The organism is Alteraurantiacibacter palmitatis, assembly GCF_037154115.1.
GTDB classification, from domain to species: Bacteria; Pseudomonadota; Alphaproteobacteria; order Sphingomonadales; family Sphingomonadaceae; genus Alteraurantiacibacter; species Alteraurantiacibacter palmitatis.
In genome coordinates, this window is the sequence record NZ_JBANRO010000004.1 from 81,950 (window position 1) to 99,778 (window position 17,829).

16 protein-coding genes are annotated in these 17,829 nt (G+C 62.5%); 7 read left to right on the forward strand and 9 right to left on the reverse strand.

Annotated elements, in window-relative coordinates; all coding sequences use genetic code 11:
• Positions 1-15: 15 nt before the first annotated feature.
• The 5 genes from WFP44_RS05630 to WFP44_RS05650 are packed head-to-tail and all read left to right on the forward strand — an operon-like array spanning position 16 to position 4,674.
• Positions 16-1,473, forward strand: a complete 1,458-nt coding sequence (locus tag WFP44_RS05630; RefSeq protein ID WP_336925430.1) for an oligosaccharide flippase family protein — start codon at positions 16-18, stop codon at positions 1,471-1,473.
• Between the two features lie 2 nt (positions 1,474-1,475).
• Complete coding sequence (locus WFP44_RS05635; protein ID WP_336925431.1) at positions 1,476-2,348, forward strand: capsular polysaccharide synthesis protein; 873 nt, start codon at positions 1,476-1,478, stop codon at positions 2,346-2,348.
• Positions 2,345-3,250, forward strand: a complete 906-nt coding sequence (locus WFP44_RS05640; RefSeq protein ID WP_336925432.1) for a sulfotransferase family protein — start codon at positions 2,345-2,347, stop codon at positions 3,248-3,250. The genes WFP44_RS05635 and WFP44_RS05640 overlap by 4 nt, the downstream gene beginning before the upstream one ends.
• Positions 3,251-3,257: 7 nt before the next feature.
• Positions 3,258-4,103, forward strand: coding sequence for a sulfotransferase family 2 domain-containing protein (locus WFP44_RS05645; protein ID WP_336925434.1), 846 nt, complete (start codon positions 3,258-3,260; stop codon positions 4,101-4,103).
• Positions 4,096-4,674 carry an acyltransferase gene (locus WFP44_RS05650; RefSeq protein WP_336925435.1) on the forward strand — a complete coding sequence of 193 codons (579 nt, stop codon included), beginning with the start codon at positions 4,096-4,098 and terminating at the stop codon, positions 4,672-4,674. Before WFP44_RS05645 ends, WFP44_RS05650 begins: the two co-directional genes overlap by 8 nt.
• Here the strand turns inward: WFP44_RS05650 and WFP44_RS05655 are convergent.
• Together WFP44_RS05655 and WFP44_RS05660 are read right to left on the reverse strand one after the other, a co-directional pair.
• On the reverse strand, positions 4,671-6,812 hold the full coding sequence (locus WFP44_RS05655; RefSeq protein ID WP_336925436.1) for a hypothetical protein: 2,142 nt from the start codon (positions 6,810-6,812) through the stop codon (positions 4,671-4,673). The genes WFP44_RS05650 and WFP44_RS05655 overlap by 4 nt on opposite strands.
• A complete protein-coding gene (locus WFP44_RS05660; protein ID WP_336925438.1) occupies positions 6,812-7,087 on the reverse strand; it encodes a spike base protein, RCAP_Rcc01079 family in 276 nt (91 codons plus the stop codon). The genes WFP44_RS05655 and WFP44_RS05660 overlap by 1 nt, the downstream gene beginning before the upstream one ends.
• Before the next feature lie 139 nt (positions 7,088-7,226).
• On the opposite strand from WFP44_RS05660, the gene WFP44_RS05665 reads away from it, so the two are divergent.
• On the forward strand, positions 7,227-8,549 hold the full coding sequence (locus WFP44_RS05665) for a hypothetical protein (protein ID WP_336925439.1): 1,323 nt from the start codon (positions 7,227-7,229) through the stop codon (positions 8,547-8,549).
• Positions 8,550-8,594: 45 nt separating this feature from the next.
• On the opposite strand, the gene WFP44_RS05670 is transcribed toward WFP44_RS05665, so the two are convergent.
• The 4 genes from WFP44_RS05670 to WFP44_RS05685 all read right to left on the reverse strand — a co-directional run bounded on the left by WFP44_RS05670 (position 8,595) and on the right by WFP44_RS05685 (position 13,867).
• On the reverse strand, positions 8,595-9,569 hold the full coding sequence (locus tag WFP44_RS05670) for a glycosyltransferase family 2 protein (protein ID WP_336925440.1): 975 nt from the start codon (positions 9,567-9,569) through the stop codon (positions 8,595-8,597).
• Positions 9,566-10,777 carry a glycosyltransferase gene (locus tag WFP44_RS05675; protein WP_336925642.1) on the reverse strand — a complete coding sequence of 404 codons (1,212 nt, stop codon included), beginning with the start codon at positions 10,775-10,777 and terminating at the stop codon, positions 9,566-9,568. The genes WFP44_RS05670 and WFP44_RS05675 overlap by 4 nt, the downstream gene beginning before the upstream one ends.
• Before the next feature lie 106 nt (positions 10,778-10,883).
• Positions 10,884-13,103 carry a GumC family protein gene (locus tag WFP44_RS05680; RefSeq protein WP_336925441.1) on the reverse strand — a complete coding sequence of 740 codons (2,220 nt, stop codon included), beginning with the start codon at positions 13,101-13,103 and terminating at the stop codon, positions 10,884-10,886.
• A 14-nt stretch (positions 13,104-13,117) separates the two neighbouring features.
• Positions 13,118-13,867, reverse strand: coding sequence for a polysaccharide biosynthesis/export family protein (locus WFP44_RS05685; RefSeq protein WP_336925442.1), 750 nt, complete (start codon positions 13,865-13,867; stop codon positions 13,118-13,120).
• 224 nt (positions 13,868-14,091) lie between these two features.
• On the opposite strand from WFP44_RS05685, the gene WFP44_RS05690 reads away from it, so the two are divergent.
• Positions 14,092-14,661: a hypothetical protein gene (locus WFP44_RS05690; protein WP_336925443.1), complete on the forward strand. Its 570-nt coding sequence runs from the start codon at positions 14,092-14,094 to the stop codon at positions 14,659-14,661.
• On the opposite strand, the gene WFP44_RS05695 is transcribed toward WFP44_RS05690, so the two are convergent.
• The 3 genes from WFP44_RS05695 to WFP44_RS05705 are packed head-to-tail and all read right to left on the reverse strand — an operon-like array spanning position 14,597 to position 17,825.
• On the reverse strand, positions 14,597-15,871 hold the full coding sequence (locus tag WFP44_RS05695) for a glycosyltransferase family 4 protein (protein ID WP_336925444.1): 1,275 nt from the start codon (positions 15,869-15,871) through the stop codon (positions 14,597-14,599). The genes WFP44_RS05690 and WFP44_RS05695 overlap by 65 nt on opposite strands.
• Entirely contained in the window at positions 15,868-17,133 is a 1,266-nt protein-coding gene (locus WFP44_RS05700; protein ID WP_336925445.1) for a nucleotide sugar dehydrogenase, read from the reverse strand. Before WFP44_RS05700 ends, WFP44_RS05695 begins: the two co-directional genes overlap by 4 nt.
• Complete coding sequence (locus WFP44_RS05705) at positions 17,130-17,825, reverse strand: FkbM family methyltransferase (protein ID WP_336925447.1); 696 nt, start codon at positions 17,823-17,825, stop codon at positions 17,130-17,132. Before WFP44_RS05705 ends, WFP44_RS05700 begins: the two co-directional genes overlap by 4 nt.
• Between the last annotated feature and the right edge of the window lie 4 nt (positions 17,826-17,829).

A 17,829-nucleotide genomic window follows, 5' to 3' on the forward strand; every position in this document is an offset into this window, starting at 1 on the left:
CCGGAGGCACAAGGGATGAAAATTGCCCGCAATGCGGCGCTCAATGTGGCCGGCGATCTGTCACCGATCATCACCACGCTTATCTCCGCGCCGCTTTACCTGTCCATCTTGGGGCAAGAACGTTACGGCGTGCTGGTGCTGGTGTGGACGATCACCGGATATCTCGGCTTTTTCGACCTCGGGCTGGGCCTTGCCACTCGCTACGAAATGGCCCGGCGCAGCGCGATTTCCGCGCAGCAGCAATATGACGTGCTCTGGACATCCACGCTGCTCAGCCTTGGCCTTGGGGCGCTGGGGGCGATGGTCATGTATCTGGCAGCGTGGTTTGCCTTTGGCACTCTGATAGACATGGCCCCTGACCTGCGCGCGGAAACGCTGAGCGTACTGCCGTGGATCGGCGTTATCGTTGCACTCAATATCCTCAACGGCGTGATGTTTGGCGCGCTCAGCGGACAGGAACGCTTTCTGGCTGTCAGCCTGATGAAATTGGCCAGTTCCGCCCTGTCGCAATTCGTTCCGCTGATTGCCGTGATCTTGCTGGGCGCAAGTCTGGGATGGGCGGTTCCGGCATCGGCGCTCGGCACCTTGCTGCTCACACTGATGCTGGTGCCAAACGCGGCGGCAGGATTCGTCGGCCGCTTCCGGCCACGCTTCCTGCGGCAGGATGTGAAACAGCTTTTCAGTTATGGTTTGTGGTCAAGCGGGGCATCCTTCGGGCGGCAGATGCTCTCCAATGGCGACCGCTTTTTCATCGGCTCGCTGCTGGGCGCAGGATCAGTAGCGCTTTACACCGTACCGATGAGCCTGATGCAGCGGGCAGCGACAATTCCGCGATCGGTGGTGGAAGTCATTTTCCCGCGTATCGCCAGGGCGAAGGCGGATGATCTGGCCCAAATGGCACGACGCGTGACCGCAGCAAACATGGCCTTCGGCACATTGCTGTCGGTCGGGGCGGTTCTGGCGATTCACCCGTTCATCAGCATCTGGATCAATCCGCGCTTTGCCGATGAGGTGGGGCTGGTGGCGGAGCTGGCGGCAATTACGATCCTGTCGCGCACCTCGTTCCAGATCCCAGCGATGATCCTTCATGCATCGGGCAGGCCGCGCGTGACGATGACAATCCTGATGCTCGAACTCCTGCCCTTTTTCGCCGGGATATATTTCGCCACTCTCTATTTTGGCGCGACAGGGGCCGTCTGCGCGGTGCTGGCGCGCGGCTTTATCGACGCCTTGCTGTTGAGCTGGCGGGCGGGTACCCTTGGACAGATGGCCCCGATCCTGTTGCAATCGGTCGCGATTGTCGCCGCCGCGGTCATGCTTGCGCAGGCGCTGCCGCAGATTTCGCCCGCTGCAATTCTTGCCAAGGGCGTATTCGGTCTGACGGCGTGCGGCTGGGCGCTCTGGGTTGCGCCGGACTTGCGCAACCTTGCCACCATCGTGCTGCAAAAGCTGCGCCGCCAGAGGAGAGCCTGACCATGACGCTTCCCCGCTATATCCGGCTCAAGCGGGCGCAGGGGCTTGCGGGCAAGGTGCAGCGGCGGATTGTGCGCGCATTGGGCATGGCGCGGCCGCACCAGCCGTTCATCCCCGCGCCCGTTCCGCGCCGCCTGTGGCTTTACTGGGATCAGGGTTTCGCGGTGGCTCCCGGCATCGTGCAGGCCTGCGCCACGCGCTGGCAGGCCATGCATCCCGGCTGGGATGTGCGCCTGCTCGACAGGTCGCAGGTGGACGGGCTTGTCGCCATGCCCCCGCTTCCCGATGGCATACTGAAGGCGCATTACGCCGATGTCCTGCGCACGCGCCTGCTGGCGACACATGGTGGCGTCTGGGCCGATCCCACGATCTGGGTGTCGCGCCCGCTGGACGAATGGCTGCCCTTTGCCGCGCAGGCGGGCTTTTTTGCTTTCACCTGGATTGCCGGCGACCGCCCCTTTATCGGTCACACCTATTCCCGCACCATCGGCAACTGGTTTCTGGCCGCCGCGCCGGGCAATGCCTTTGTCAGCGCGTGGGACAGGCAGGTGCAGGCTTACTGGCAGGGGCGTGGGAAAACCGACAATTATTACTGGCACAACGACGCCGCCGAATATGTCGCGCGGCGCGATCCGGCCGCCAGAGAGGTCTGGGACAGGATGCCCAAAATGGGCGCCATGCCGCCGCATCTGGTCTTTGCGCTGTTTGCGGGCCGGATGGAGCCGGGCCGCGAGGCCGAAATGCAGCAGGCCATCACCCAGCGCAGCATACCGCTGCACAAGCTGAGCTGGCGGCTGGACGACCGCTTTGCCGAGATCGCGGCATTCCTCACCGCGGCTGAGGAGGCGGGCACGCAAGGGAAGGCAGGCGCATGACGGTGCCCAATCTGTTCATCGTGGGCGCGCCCAAATGCGCCACCACCGCGCTGACGACCTATCTGGTTGCGCATCCCGATATTCGCAGTATGCCCAAGGAGCTGCATTTCTTCGGCTCCGACCTCGATTACCGCCTGCCCGGCGGACGCTGGGACAAGGCGCGTTACGAAGGCTGGGCGGCGAATTTGGCAAAGACGCACCGCATCGTGCTCGACGCTTCGGTCTTCTATCTTTCCTCGGAAAAGGCGGCAGCGGAAATCCACGCCTACAACCCCGATGCCAAGATCATCATCATGCTGCGCAAACCTGCCGACATGATCCGATCGCTGCATCAGCAGATGCTGAAAAGCCGCGACGAGGATATTGCCGATTTCGAGCAAGCGCTGGCGGCAGAACCGGATCGGATTGCCGGACGCCGCATTCCTGCTGGTGCGATTGGGGTGGATGGGTTGTTCTACCGCCGCGTGGGATCCTATGCCGAACAGGTGCAGCGCTATGTCGATGCCTTCGGGCCGGATCAGGTGCTGGTGATCCTGTATGACGATCTGCGCGCCGATACGCGCGGCACTTATGAACGCGCTTGCCGCTTCATCGGGGTGGAGCCTGATCCTGAGGTCAATCTGGACCCGGTGAACGAGGCGGCGGTGGTGCGCTCGCCGCTGCTGGTGGAATTCCAGCGGCGGGTGGTCTATCGTTTCAACCTCTACCGGCTGGCAAAGAGGTATTTGCCGAGCGGCCTGCGTTCCGCCTTGTGGAAGCGCTGGCAAGGCCAGCTTTATGCCAAGGGCCGGGCGGAAGCCCCCGATGCCCGCATCATGGCGCAGCTGACCGCCGAATTCGTGCCCGATGTGACCCGGCTGGAGGGGATCATCGGCCGCGACCTGAGCAGCTGGAAAGTGTGAGACGCCCGTGATCGTCAGCGACACCTACCACTTTGCCTTCATCCATATCCCCAAATGCGCGGGCACCACGGTGCGCGCGGCGCTGGAGCAGTTCGACGAGCGGCAGGACGAGATCACGCGCGGGCTCACCGCCCATCCTTCACGCCCGTTTACTTATGCGCCCGCACCCGGTGTAGCCTTTGCCGATTTCCACCATCTGACGCTGGGGCAATTGCAGCGCTGGTTTCCCGCCGAACTGGCGCGCATTGAAGCCAGCCGTTCCTTTGCGGTGATCCGCGATCCGCATGAGAGACTGATCTCCTCGCTCTCCCAGCGGCTGAAGCAGTTTCACGGGCTGGCGGTGGAGGATTTGCCGCCCGCACGCTTTGCCGGGGCGCTGGATGAGACGCTGGCGCAGCTTGGCGATCTGCTGGATGCACGCGATGATCTGCCCTTCGATTTCGTGCATTTCCAGCCGCAGGCCGATTATATCCTGCTGGACGGGACGCGCGTGGTGGAGCAGCTTTTCGGCATGAATCAGATGGCGCAGTTCCAGGCCGCGATTGCCGCGCACTTTGCGCCCCATGACATCACCATCGCGCCGTTTCACCTGATCCGCGAAAACACGTCCAAGTCGCACCGCTACAAGGCGCTGCACCGGCTGATGACCGCGAACGAAGGCGCAACACGCACCGCAAAGGCGATACTGCCCAAATCGCTGAAGAAGCGGCTTCGCGGTGCACTCTATCAGGAGCGTGGGGATGCCCTGCGCGATCTGGCGCAGTCGCCAACCGTGCGCGGCTTTGTGGCACAGCATTACGCGCGCGATCTTGAATTGTGGGCGCAAACGCAAGAGGGGGCGGGCCATGGGTGATGGCGATCGCCGCGCGCACAAGCGCAAGCTTGGCAAAGGGGACCGTGGCAAACGCCTGCTGCGGTCAATACTCGATCCGCGCGCTTGGCTCCACTTGCTCAAAATCGTCAATTATCACAATTATATGCACGTCATGCCCTTGCGGCAGATTACGCTGGGGAGCGATCCGGGGATCAGCCCGGATGCGGTGTTCAGCAATGCCGAACGCATCACCATCGGCAACCGGGTGCGGATCGGTTCGCGCTGCCATTTGTGGGCAGGCCCGTCCACGGGGCGGATCATCATCGGGGACGATGTGCTGTTCGGCCCTGAAGTGATGGTGACGGCGGCCAGCTATGATTACAATCACGGCCAGCCGGTGACCGATCAGCCCATGAACGAGGCGGATATCGTGATCGGCAATGATGTGTGGCTGGCCACACGCTGCATCATCCTGCCGGGTGCACGCATTGGCGACGGGGCGATCATTGCCGCAGGGGCGATCGTCAAGGGAGAGATACCGCCCATGACGATCGCCGCCGGATCACCCGCCCGTGTGGTGGGCGCACGCAGGATTACCGGGCCAGCCTAGACCTGGGTCAAGGCGCCTGCGGGAGCCAGTTCCGCGCGCTTCAGATGCGTGCGGTCAAACGGCACCACGGGCGGTTTAAGGTTTTCCAGCAGGGCCCCCGCCGGGCGGAAATTGCCCGCCAGGTAATTGCCGAAAAGCGTGTCCGGCCCGCCGCCCGAACTGATCCGCGCCGCGCCGTTCAATTCGATCTGCCCGGCGTGGAAATGGTTGTCCTTCACCACCATGTCGGGATCGGGCCCACCGCCGCCGAACCAGTTGAACCCTTGCAGCGCATTGCACGCGGTGAGCGCATAACCGGCAATATCCCATCCCGCGCTGTCGCTGCGCATCACCAGCTTCTGGTTCACCATGGTGTTGTGCACAAAGACGAGGTGGCTGCCCGTCCAGCCGCCCTTGCCATATTGGCTGAGCGCGGTGGCATCGTTGCTGTTCTGGCGCACGATATTGTTCACGAACATCATGTCGTAGGATTGGCCCGGCACCCCGTTCTGCGCGATCGGCCCCAAGAAGAACGCCTGCACCTCCACCCCGTCACACACATTGCCCCAAAACACGATGTTCTCCAACCGTCCGGCGGCGTGCTGGAAGAAATCGGAATGGCGGGCAAAGCGGGTGAACAGGCCCAGCGCCGTGTCCTTGGCGCTGGTGGCCTCGAAGGCGCTGGACGGGCGCCCGGCCGTGGAAATGCGCGCGCAGCGCCAGTCGGCCTTGTCGGGATCGGCGGTCAGCCTGGCGCTCCAGCCCGGATCGACCGCCGCAAGCGTGGTGTTGATCCAGTTCACCAGATCGGCGGCGCTATACCCATCCCCCAAATCGCCGGTGTAATAATTGAAACTTGAACCAGTCACGAAGCTGCGCGCATTGCCGCCCCATTCAAACCAGAAAGTCACGCCATTGGCATCCGCCCCGCCGGTGCGGCGCACCGTGGCCGTGGGCGCGCTGCCGGTATAGGTCACTTCCAGCATGGGATGATCGACATAATAAAACGCGGTGGAATGGTCAGTGATCACGCAATCGACGCAAGCCCGCACGCCCGCCGCAATGTCATAGGTGATGCTGTTCGCGGTGCAGCCGCGCGCCAGTGACAGACCGATGAAGGCCCCGGAAATATGGCTCACCTCAACCTCGGTGAACCACGGATTGGCGAGGACGCGCTGGCCATTGTCATGGATAGGCCCGCCGCGCTGCATTTCGTAGCGGCCTTCCGGGCTGGTGCTGGTCAGCTTGCAGCCATCCAGCCAGTGCATCCCGTCACCCAGCGCCATGGTGCTGCCATCCACCTGCTTCATGTAGCGCAGATCAATCGTAAGGTTCGCGCCGCGAAAGCACCACGGAAAGCTGTTGTTGCGGATGCGCGCATCGGTATCGGTGGTGTATTCAAGCCGCCCGATGCTGGCCTCGACGCCTTCGGCCACCTCCACGGTGATATAGCCCTTGTGCGTGGTGCGGCTGCCGCCCGTGTTCTCCAACAGCTCGTATTTGCCCGGCTCCAGAATGGTGATGCGCGGATTCTTGTCGATCACCGGATTGGACTTGCACCAGGCGGACGCCGCGTTGAGCGACTGAAAGCGCTGGCCGGGGATTTCTGGCAGGCTGGGGGCCACCTGCAATTCGATCAGGTGCCTGGCGGGCTGGGGTGCATAAAGAAAGGGGCCGATCACGCGGCGCTGCATTGTCGTGTCGCGCGGGATGGCCTCGAAATAGACATGGCCGAAACCGTTGCGCCCGTCATGTTGCAACCAGGCCCACCAGCCGAAATAGGTGCGCGGGATGCCATTCGCGTCGCGGAAAGTCTGGAATGTGGGGTGCAGCACGTCCGCGCTGCTGCCTTCGTAATGCAGCACGACCTTTTCCAGCCCCAGATTGTTCATCAGGGTGCCGTTGTCGTTGGCCATCGCCACCACGCCCACAAGCTGGCGGTCGGTGAACCATTGGCGCGGCGGGGTGATGAGGCGGATGGCGGGCTTGGCCGTGATCCGCTCCGGATCGGTGGGAGGTGCCGAGGCGGCAAAGCCGGTTCCTTCGATACCCGTCCACTGCGCACCCGGCGCAACCACGGTCATCAGCCCGGCACCCGTGCCCGGCGGCAGGCTTACTGCCCCGCGGCTCGCTCCGAAGCCAAAGCCGATGCGTCCCATCAGGCCATGCCCACAATATCGGTTGCCGTGGTGCCGCTTGCCCGCACGAAACGCGCCCGCACATCCAGCACCGACCCGGCGGCAAGGTTGCGGAAGATGACATCGTCCGCCGCATTCAGCGCACGCAGCACCACATCACCGGCAGAGCCGATATAGATCGCCTTGGTCGCCCGCGGCAATTCGGCTGCGTCATCCGGGGTAATGGCAAAGCATTGCGTGGCAGGGGCCATGGGCGAATCCGCGAAAGCCTGGAAGTCATCCTTGAGCATCGTCATTTTCCAATTCTTGGTTGCAAAAAGGGACTGGAGGCCTGTTCGCTGCGAAAGCCTGTAGGAAAGGAAAATCGCACTTTTTGCTATCCTTGCAATCGACGGGAGGTTAGGTGAAAAGCTAGGCAGTCAGATAGGCCGGAACATGGCAACCGCGCCCCTTGCGCACAATCAGATTGGCAGCTTGCCCGCCGCCTCGGCACCGGCCGCTTCGGCTCGGGGGGCAATGCTTCTCGCCTTTATCTTCTACCTTTTCCTGCTGCCGCGCCAGTTCAACCCGGAATTGGGTGCGTTCCTCATCACACCGGGCCGCACAGGCCTTTTGCTGGGCGCTTTCTGGGTCATTGCTGCCTATGTCCGGCGGGAAGTGCGTTTTCTTCTGCCCGATGCGTGCATTCTTGGCATGATCGTGTGGATCTTCCTTTCCCTATACCTCACGATGGGAATTGAATCGGCCATTAGCGGTTCAATCAGCCAATTGCTGGATATCGCGCTGGCCTATTTTGTTGGTCGCGCGCTTATCCGCACACCGCGAGATTTTCGGCTGTTCCTGATTCTGATCGCACCCGGAGTTGCGATTACCGGGTTCATTATCACGGCCGAATCCGTGCTCGGATCCCCGTTCATGCAGGAAGCTGCCTTTGCCCTGACCGGTATTGGTCGCCCCCCGCAGAATATCTTCCGCTTCGGATTCCTTCGCTCGCTCGGCCCGTTCCCTCACCCGATCCTTGCCGGGACCATTATGGGCAGCTTGCTGCCATTATATGCAATGTCCGGTATTCGCGGCTGGCCCAAATGGCTCGGTATCCTCGCACCGTTCAGCGGCATATTCACCTGGAGTTCGTCCAGCTTCGTCTCTCTCTTCGCCAGCATCGGGCTGATTGTCTATAACTGGCTGACCGAGATGATTTCCAATCTGAGCTGGCGGCTGTTCCTGCTGGTGCTGGGGATGGTGATGGCGATTGTGGAACTCCTGTCGCAATCGGGCCTGTTCCGTTTCGTCATGCGCTATGCGGCGTTTAACCAGGGTTCCAGCTATAACCGCGTACTCATCTGGAACTGGGGCACTGAATCGGTGATGGCCAATCCCTTGTGGGGCATCGGCTACAATGATTGGGTGCGTCCGCGCTGGATGAGCGCCTCGATCGACAATTACTGGCTCTTGCTGACAATGCAGCACGGGTTCGTCGTGCTGTTTCTCTTGCTTGGCGTGTTGCTTTATTCGCTGATCCGGCTGGGGAAAACGGCGACACGCTTGCCGCTTGTCGACCAGCGCCTGCTTATCGGTGTTGCGATTTCGATCGCCGTCTATGCGGTCGGGGCATTTTCCGTGTCCTTGTGGCTTACCGCGCAATTCTGGTTCTTCGCGCTTCTTGGGATTGGTGTAAGCCTTGGCTCGATATCCGCGCCAGCGCGGGCAGCCCCGGCTTCGTCGGGCCCGGCATTGACCAAGCCTTCACTTCGCTGATCGACGCGCGGCCGGCCAATTGGCCTGATGCCGCGGCACGCTGACTTACAACCGGGGCAATTGCCTGGTCAGCAATCCCTTTTGCGGATCGTAGCCGTGCACCCACAGATGCGGCCACCGGGCAATGACGCGGTAGGCCTCGCCCAGCTTGGCCAGCCGCGGATTGCGCCTGCCCAGCAGCTTTCCGGCAAGATAGCGTTCAACCGCCGCAATCCAGATCAGCCCCGCGCCCACCAGCCAGCCCGGAAAGCCCCAATGCTTGCGCACATATTCCATGATTCCGGTGGTCATATAGAGGAGCCGGCGCGGTGATGTGCCCTGCCCATGCGCGATCATATGTTCACCCCTGGCATCGGCCAGCCGCCACAACGGAAAGCCCATGGCGCGCAGCCGCTGGAACAGGTCCACTTCCTCGCAATAGAGAAAGAAGCGGCCGTCAAAGCCTTCCGCCTGGTCCCAGGCTGTGCGTGACAGCATTACAAAGCCGCCGGAAAGCACGTCCACCTGCTCGTCACGCGACAGGTCGGGGACGGCGCGCCCTGCAATCGACAGGCCGATCGCCGCGCTCGCCAACTGGCGCAGCGTGGGTATGGCAATCGAATTGCTGGTGTCCGGCACCCCCCGCTCATCGTGTGACACGCCGCCCCATGCACCTGCATCGGGATAACGCCGCGCGCCATCCATCAGCGCATCAACCGCGCCTTCCATCATGAAGAAATCGGGATTGAGAAGGAGGAGATAGGGCGCACGCGCATGGGGCGCCAGCAGGTTGTTCGCGCGGGCAAAGCCGATATTCCCCTGCCCTGCAATGACCCGGACATGGGGGAATGTCTGCGCCACCATGGCCCCCGTCCCGTCCTCACCATTGTCCACCAGCAGGATTTCGACCGTTGTGGACTGCGCAGCGGGAGCCACCGCTTCGATACAGCGCCGGATCGTAGCGCGCGAATTATAGGCCACGATCAGGATGGAAACCTGCGGCGCGTCTGTCGCGGCTTCTGCGCCCGGAGAGCTCATCATGACGCCCCTTGTGATGCGTGCAGAGCGGGTGCGTCAAGCACCCCGGAAAGCGCCCCGGCATAGCTCGCCCCGATGGCCGCGCGCGTGAAACGGCTGGCGCCAGCGCTGATCTGCCATTGGGCAAGCGCATTTTTGATTTCCGCCTCCTCGCGGGCGAGATGCAGCATGGCGGCGGCAATCTCTGCCGGATCATGCGGGTCGACCGCGATCGCAAAGGGTGCGCCCTCGAAATACCCGTCTATCGCGCGTCCCCGGGGATAGATCACCGGGCATCCGGCAAACAACGCCTCGACAAATACCATGCCGAAGGTTTCGCGCCGCGAAGGCAGCAGAAGCCCGGTCGCCCGGTTCATGCGCGCAGCCATCGCATCGCGCGGCAAGGGGCCTTCGAAGGCCAAACCCTGCACCGCGCCGGTGGCTGCCCGCGCGGACATCTGATCGCTTGCCGAACCGCCGCCCACAACCGCGAGCGCGAGTTCCGGCCGCTGACCACGCGCGCGGTCGAGCGCACGCGCCATGCCGGCCAGATTCTTGCGGCGATGGCTGGCAAGGTGAAAAACCGACAGCAGCGAATCCGGCACGATCCGGGGCGGCAGGACTGTGTCGAGTTCGGTCGGGCAGGGCAAGATGCACACCGGCCCCTGACGCTTGCCCAGCAGCGCTTCGACCGCTGCCAGCGACCACGGGGCAAAGGAACATACCAGCGCGGCCTCGTGAAAGATCCGGGCAAACCGCGCACGAAGATCCGGGCGCGCCGCCAGGATCTTCGTATCAGTGTCGCCCTGAATGGTGAGCGCGAAGGGAATTGCCAGCCGCTGCGATGCCCGCGCGGCAGCAATCCCTTCCACCGTCAGCTTGTGCCCCACGACCAGATCGGCGCCGCCGCTTTCCTCCACTCGCCGCGCAATGACATCGCCCAGCGCGGCAAGCAGCGCATGATGCCAAAGCCCCTTGCCCGGCGCGCGGTACGCCATCGCGATTCCATCGGGGAAGGGTTGATCCTCGATATGCAGGGCAGGCGTGCCAAAGCCACGCACGCACAGGGATGCCAGACGCGCGGCCCCCACAGATCGCCGATTGAGCGAGATGACCCGATTGGCAAAATGCGTGTCGATCAGGTGAACAAGATTGCGGATAGCCGCCGTCTTGGCCGGCACAATCGGATCGGGATAATCGGCCGAAATGTGCACCAGACGAGGCTTCAGCATGGTCACATGAACCTTCCGGGGCAGGTTCGCACCCCCATGCAAAAGACGGGGTGGGCGGGCTTCGGGTCCATGCTGATGGCCGTGCCCCGCGCCACCCGTCCTGCGCTTAATCTTCGCGGTTATACGAGTAGTAGCGGTATTGGTAATTATAGGCCTGACCGGCTTCCAGCGCGCGGAACTTCGTCAGGATGGCGCCGGCGAAGGTCGCGTTCACATCCTGCAGGCGGCGCACCGCAGCGCGTGTCTCGCGCGCATGGGCGCGATTGGCCTCGATCACCATGACCACGGCATCGACAAAGCGCGAGAGCAAGGGCGCATCGGCAATACCCAGCACGGGCGAACTGTCGACCACGATCACATCGTAACGCTGCCGTGCCTTCTGCAGGAATTCGTAAACCAGTGCGGACGAGAGTATTTCCACCGGGAAAGGCGGAATCTCGCCCACCGGCAAGACATCGAGATTGCTGTCGCCCGGCTGGAATACCGCGTTTTCAAGCGCCACACGACCGTGCAGCACATCCACCACGCCCACATCGGAGCGCGGCCGGTCGAACATTCCGGACAGAGCGGGGCGCCGCAGATCCATATCGACAAGCAGCACCTTGCGGCCAATCGCCGCGTATTTCGTCGCAATCGCAGCCGAGGAGGTTGTCTTGCCTTCGCCCGGCTGGGTACTGGTGAACTGGATAACCAGATTGTTGTTCACGCCCAGGCGGTAATCCAGCGATGCCCGGATCGATGCATAGGCTTCGCTGATCGGACTGAAGCGGTTTTCCAGCTCGGCGATGGTTTCGTCCGGCGTGTAGGGGGTCTGGCCCAGCGCAGGCAGACCGAGCTTGTTTTCCACATCCTCGACCGACCGGAGCCGGTCATCCAGCGTTTCGCGAAGCACCGCCAGGGCAACGGCCAGCGCAAGGCCCAGAACCAGCGCAATCAGCAGGTTGCGGGTCAGATTGGGCGACGAAGGGACACGCGGAACGGTTGCTTCGTCAAGCAGGCTGAAGCGCGAGCTGCGAAGGTTGGCTGCGGCAGAAAGCTGGTTGTAGCGATCAAGCAGGCTGGCAAGCTGAGTCTGGAGCGAGGCAACCTGCCGGTCGATCTGGTTGAATTCGACCCGGCGATCCTGTTCCTCCAGCGAGGCATCGGATGCGCGCACAAGCTCCTGCTGGAGCGCGGCTTCCTGCCGCCGCGCAATTTCGTATTGGCTGCGGATACTGGCCTTGATCTCGGCACTCAGCGTCGTGATCGACTGGTTGATCGTCTGGATTTCGGATAGCAGTTCGCGCACGGGCGGGTAGTCGTCGCGGTACCGTTCGCGCAGCTCGGCAAGGCGCGCATTGCGGTCATTGAGCTGCGAGCGCAGAGTCTGGATCGCACCGTTCTGCTGCACTTCGGGAAGATCGGTCGCCGGCACATTTGCCACCGCGCGCCAGCGCTCCTCCGCCGCGATGCGCGCGGCGCGTGCGGTGGTCAGCTGACGATTGACTTCGATGACATTTCCGGCCGCGAGGGTGGGCGCGGTGCCGCTCGCTGTTGCCGTTGCGCTCTCGCCCGCGGCGGCCGCTCCACCGGAAATCGGCTGGCCGATAATGCGGTTTCCGCGCGCATAGGCGATCGCCTGGCTTTCGGCATCCTGCAATTGCTGGCGGACCGTGGCGATCTGCTCTTCCAGATATTGCCGGGCAAAGGAATTGGCCTCGATGGACTGGTCTACATCATCCATCATCACCTTCTGCGCATAGGCATTGGCAAGGCGCGCCGACAGGGCCGGGTCGGTGGAAGTGAAGGAGATTTCAATGATCTGGGTGTTGTTGATCATCGCGGCCGCGACCCCGCCGCGAAGGAAATTCGCCGCCAGTTCGCGCCGCCGCTCGGGCGTTGCATCCGCCACATTGCCGACGATGTCCGGATTATCCTGCAAATTCAGTTCGTCGACCACGCGCAGAGCCATGGTGCGGCTCTGTATCCGCTCGGTCAGGGTGCGCATGAATTCCAGATAGAAGCTCCCCGAATAATACGGGGTGGCGAGGTCCTGACCCTCCACGATGACAGATGTCGATGGCTCAACCGCGAGTTTTGTCTGCGCCTGATAAAGCGGCGTGGCGAGCAGGGTGGCGACAAAACCGGCCAGCAGGGCCGCGCCCACGATGCCAATCAGGATGAGGCGCTGGCGCCAGACCATCGCGCGAATCATCGCCAGGTTGAACAGGGTTCCCTGTTGGCCTGCCGGACGGACCGCATCCGCACCCGGCATGAAGCGTTCGGCAAAGGCCGGAACGCCTGCGCCCGCAGCGCCAAGCGGTCCTTGCGGAGAATTATGCTGCATTGGGGAGCCTCAACCTACAAGCGGGTGAACAGGGCGAAGACGGGAAGGGTTCGCAGCAAATCCTGCCAGAACTGGGCCAGACCATCGGTCCCTACGACAATCCGGTCACCCGGCAGCAGGACGGGGTCCAGCATGGTGCCGGCCTGGATTGCCGAATAACTGAACTTGGCGATTTCCATGCCTTGCGGCGTTTCGCGGAACACCGCGATTTCTTCCCGCGCGGCGACACGATCAGCTCCACCGCCCAGCGCAATGCCGCCCGAAAGCCGGGTTCCAGGCAGGAAGGAGTAGACGCCCGGACGCTGCACAGCGCCTTCCACCGTGATCTGATGGGAGGCATAGGACACGATATTCACCGTGACACTGGGGTTGCGCAGATACCGCGCGCCAAGTTCGGTCGCGATCTGCTGTTCAAGTTGCGCCAGCGTCAGGCCGGCAGCGCGCACTTCGCCGATCAGCGGAAACGACACCGTACCCTCGGCCGAGATTACCGCATTGTCGAGCGAGAGCTCTTCCTCGCGAAACACGCTCATGCGGATAATGTCGTTCGCGCGCAGGACATAGGCGGCGGGACGATCGGTCGAGGTAATCTGCTGGTTGGCAGCGGTGTCCGCACTGGTGACAGCTATTCCAGGCATGGCCTTGGGGCCGCTGGCGCAGGCTGCGGCAAGAGCTGCCAGAACACAGACCATCGCCGCCTTCATCATTCGATCAAACATGGAAAGCGATACCCGCCCTTCGTACCACAGAATGCCGCCGCTCATCGAATAGGGTGCCCTTTGCAACGGCCAGGCCAATCCTACGCAATTTTGCTTGGTGATGTCCAAGCACGTTTGATGTTGCAATGCAATAGGCCCTCCTTGCCCCAAGCCGGCACGGTTCTGTATTGCTACGCATTCCCACTTAGGGCAATTCCGCCCTGAGCCCAACCCTTTACTTCGCAAGCGACCATATTGGCTGGAATTGTGCCAACGGAGCCTGTTCTTTCGTGACGATATTTGCCGCTTTCCTCTATGTCCTGATCGCCGCTTGTGCGCTTTTTGCTGCGCACAATGCCGGACGGCTGGGAATGGGCAATCCGGACCGGATGACCTGGCTGGTGGTGGCGGCGGCCTTCGGCATATTCGTGGTTCTGCGACTTGCAGGAGTTGAGGAAATCCTGCGCGACCACTTGCGTGAAATGCTGCGTTCGGGCGGCGTTTACGACGAACGGCGCGATATCCAGAGACCGCTTGCGGCCATCGCCTTCGTTGTGATCGGCGCCATGGGATGGCTGGCGCTGCGCAGTTGGCCGGGAATGCGGTCGCGGTCGCGGCTCTGCAAATGGATTGCGTGCTGGGCCACGGCGGGTTTCGTGCCGCTTTACATCTTGCGGATACTCTCGCTGCACGCAGTCGATGTGTTGTTGTACCGGGGCCCGGTGCGCCTGAACTGGGTGCTGGACGGGGCGCTGTCCTTGTTCGCGGGCGGAGCGGCGCTGGCCTATGTCGTATTCATCCGGCAGGGTGCGCGCCGGCGCCAGGCGCAGGAAGGCCGAGAGCGAGGGTATAAGCGCTGAGCAGCGGGGCGATCTGGTGGCCCCAGTTGAGTTCTGTCTCCACACGTTTCCGGCCAAAGGCACCCATCGCCGCGCGGCGGGCGGGATCCGCCAGCAATTCCTCAATCTTGTCGGCAAAATCAACCGGATCGTTCGCCCTGGCATAGAGCGAAGCATCCTGCGCGGAGAAGCGCCCCTCGGTCACATCGAATTGCACTATGGGCTTTTCGAGGCTCATATATTCCATGATCTTGTTCATGGTGGACTTGTCGTTCATCGGGTTCACCCGGTCGGGGTTGACGCCGATATCCATGGTGGAAAGCACGTCGAACAGGTCCTGATCGGGCGCGCGGCCCGTAAAGTGGATGTAATTTTCCAGCCGCTTTTGCGCCGTCAATTCCTTGAGTTTTGCCAGGCTTGGCCCGCCACCGACCAGCACGAACTGGATGTCGCGCCGGCCCTTCTCGTGCACCAGATGGGCAGCCGCGTCGATCAGCAGGTCAATCCCTTCCTGTTCGCCCATTACGCCGACATAGCCCACCAGATAATCCTTGCCGCGCTTCCAGGCGGGCACCGGTTCCACCCGTTTGAGGCGCGACAGATCAGGGCCAGAGCGCACCACAAAGACCCGTCCGGGATCCATCCCGCCCCGTTCAATGGCAATCTGGCGGTAGGACTGGTTTGTCGCCATGGACACATCGGCGCATTTGAACGTCAGCTTTTCGAACAGCACCATCAACCGCCAGAAGAAGCCGCGCTTGCCGAACTTGGCCTCGTACAGTTCCGGGTTGATGTCGTGGTGATCGAAGATGTATTTCACGCCCAGCAGCTTGAACGGCAGCGCCACCAGAAAGATCAGGTCGGGCGGGTTGCAGCCCTGGATCACGTGGATCCCGCGCGTGAAGTAGATCTTCCACGCCAGCACCGTTTCCCAGAACAGCGCCGCGCCATATTCCAGCAGGAAACCCAGCGCCCCGTCCGCCTCGATGGGAAGCGAATGGCGGTGGATGTGGACGCCCTCGATCTCCTCGTAGCTTTTCTCAAATCCCTTGCCCTTGGGGCAAATGACCGAGACCGTGGCCCCTGCCGCTTTCAGCGTGCGCGCTTCCTGCCACACGCGCCGGTCGAAAGGCAGCGGCAGGTTTTCCACCACGATCAGCACGCTCTTGCCTGCCAGCGGCTGGCCGGCGATTTCGGTCGGGAAAGCGAAGTCGGCGGCGGTGTCGCTCACGCAATGGCGCTCACATCAATCACGGGCACGCCGCCCAGATCGAGCGTATCGACCAGCCGGTTGGTCGCCACAGCCAGCGCATAGTCGCCGCTTTCGGCGGTCGCCTTGTCTACCAGCAGGCTTTCGATCGACGGGAGGAAGGCAAAGGCATAGCCCAGATTCGCGCCCACCAGATTTTCCGGCTTCAGCCCCGGATCATAAACGTGCAGCCTGTATCCGGCATCGAGCAGCTTGCGCGCCATGTCCACCGCCGGGCTTTCGCGCAGATCGTCGGTATCCGCCTTGAAGGCAAGGCCCACCAGCAGCACCTTCGCACCCGGCTCCAGCCCTTGCACGACCTGCTGGAACTGGTGATGCTTGTGCGCCTCGTTGCTCCGCAGAAGCGAATCGACCAGATGCGTGTTGGCCCCGATATCGGCGGCGATATGCTGCAGGGCGCGCACATCCTTGGGCAGGCACGATCCGCCAAACGCGCCGCCCGGCCGCGTGTAATAGGGCGAGATGTTGAGCTTGGTGTCCGCCACGAAGATCTTGTGAACCTGGGCGGCCGAAATGCCCAGATTCTGGCACACACGGCCCACTTCATTGGCAAAGGCCACCTTCACCGCGTGCCAGGTGTTGTCGACGAATTTGGTGATTTCCGCCTCGCGGATGCCGACATGGAAAACCGGCGCATCAATCCCCTCGTGCAACCTTTCCATATTGGCCGAGGGCGTCCCGTCCAGCGTGCCCAGCACGATCTTGGGCGGGTCGAAATAATCCTTGATCGCGCTCGCCTCGCGCAGGAATTCGGGATTGTAGACCAGTTCGACAACCTTGGCCGTATCGTCACCAAAGCGGGCGCGGAAGATCGGCAGGATGATCTGCTCGGTCGTGCCGGGGCGCATGGTGGAGCGATAGGCGAGCGTCAGCGGGGCCGCGCGATCCGGTTTGATCGCGCCGGCAATCGCGCGTGTCACCTGCGCAATATAGCTCATATTGTGCGCGCCATCGACGCCGCTGGGCGTGCCCACGCAGACAATGGCGATATCGCAATCGTCCAGTTCGGCGCCGATCTCGCGCACCGCCGACAATCGGCCTTCGGCGCGGGCCTTGGCAATCAGATCGGCCAGCCCCGGCTCGTGCACGGGGGAACGGCCGTCATTGATCGCGGCGACCTTGCCTTCCGACACATCGACGCCCACCACCGTATGCCCTTGCGCGGTTATGCAGCCCGCCGCCGTGCATCCGACATAGCCCAGCCCGAAAATCGCAACTTTCATGCGCTGTGTCCCTTTGCTGCGTCATGCAGGAAGACGCAGTTTTCCTTGTCCCGCCGCACCAGCATATATCCAGCCTGCTGCAACCGCTTCACGATGGGCCGCACGCGGGAAAGCGGCGCGGGTGAATCGAATTCGACGCACAGCGTGGCGGGATAGATCCTGTCATCAAGCATCCGGCTGAGAACCGGCAGCCAGCTCCCCTCGATGTCGATCTTGAGCAGGTCGATCCGGTCATGCCCCAGCCGCTGCATGATCGTGCCAATCGTCAGGCATTCGGCCTCGAAATAGTCGGATGTGTTGTGCAGGTTCTCGATAAAGAAATTGACGTGGCGCGGATCGGCGGGCGCGTGGAAACGCATCACCTCGTTCCGGTCGAGCAGGCCCCAGGGATGGAAATGCACCCGGCCATGGTTTTCCTGCTCGATATAGGCAATGGCGCGCGGCGTCGGGTCAAAGCTGTGCACTTCCAGCCGCTTCTCCTCCGCCAGCGCGAAATCGAACGTCGCATCCAGCCCCACGCCGCCGCAATAGGCGATGGAGCCAGGTGCAATATCGGCGGGCACCCACCAGGCGGCGTGCCCCTGCCCATACATCTGCAAGGCGCGTTTCGTGGGCCGGATCTGCGTTTCGAGCCAGCGGCGTGAAATCAGGCGATTCGCCCTGCGCCATGCCTGCCCCAGTTTTACGAGCATTGCT

What these genes read in the sequence shown, in the direction of transcription:
- WFP44_RS05665 (WP_336925439.1), top strand. Translation starts at nt 7,227, where the DNA reads ATGGCAACCGCGCCCCTTGCGCACAATCAGATTGGCAGCTTGCCCGCC.
- WFP44_RS05640 (WP_336925432.1), top strand. Translation starts at nt 2,345, where the DNA reads ATGACGGTGCCCAATCTGTTCATCGTGGGCGCGCCCAAATGCGCCACC.
- WFP44_RS05655 (WP_336925436.1), bottom strand. Translation starts at nt 6,812, where the DNA reads ATGGGACGCATCGGCTTTGGCTTCGGAGCGAGCCGCGGGGCAGTAAGC.
- WFP44_RS05675 (WP_336925642.1), bottom strand. Translation starts at nt 10,777, where the DNA reads ATGCTGAAGCCTCGTCTGGTGCACATTTCGGCCGATTATCCCGATCCG.
- WFP44_RS05680 (WP_336925441.1), bottom strand. Translation starts at nt 13,103, where the DNA reads ATGCAGCATAATTCTCCGCAAGGACCGCTTGGCGCTGCGGGCGCAGGC.
- WFP44_RS05650 (WP_336925435.1), top strand. Translation starts at nt 4,096, where the DNA reads ATGGGTGATGGCGATCGCCGCGCGCACAAGCGCAAGCTTGGCAAAGGG.
- WFP44_RS05660 (WP_336925438.1), bottom strand. Translation starts at nt 7,087, where the DNA reads ATGACGATGCTCAAGGATGACTTCCAGGCTTTCGCGGATTCGCCCATG.
- WFP44_RS05705 (WP_336925447.1), bottom strand. Translation starts at nt 17,825, where the DNA reads ATGCTCGTAAAACTGGGGCAGGCATGGCGCAGGGCGAATCGCCTGATT.
- WFP44_RS05685 (WP_336925442.1), bottom strand. Translation starts at nt 13,867, where the DNA reads ATGAGCGGCGGCATTCTGTGGTACGAAGGGCGGGTATCGCTTTCCATG.
- WFP44_RS05635 (WP_336925431.1), top strand. Translation starts at nt 1,476, where the DNA reads ATGACGCTTCCCCGCTATATCCGGCTCAAGCGGGCGCAGGGGCTTGCG.
- WFP44_RS05630 (WP_336925430.1), top strand. Translation starts at nt 16, where the DNA reads ATGAAAATTGCCCGCAATGCGGCGCTCAATGTGGCCGGCGATCTGTCA.
- WFP44_RS05670 (WP_336925440.1), bottom strand. Translation starts at nt 9,569, where the DNA reads ATGATGAGCTCTCCGGGCGCAGAAGCCGCGACAGACGCGCCGCAGGTT.
- WFP44_RS05700 (WP_336925445.1), bottom strand. Translation starts at nt 17,133, where the DNA reads ATGAAAGTTGCGATTTTCGGGCTGGGCTATGTCGGATGCACGGCGGCG.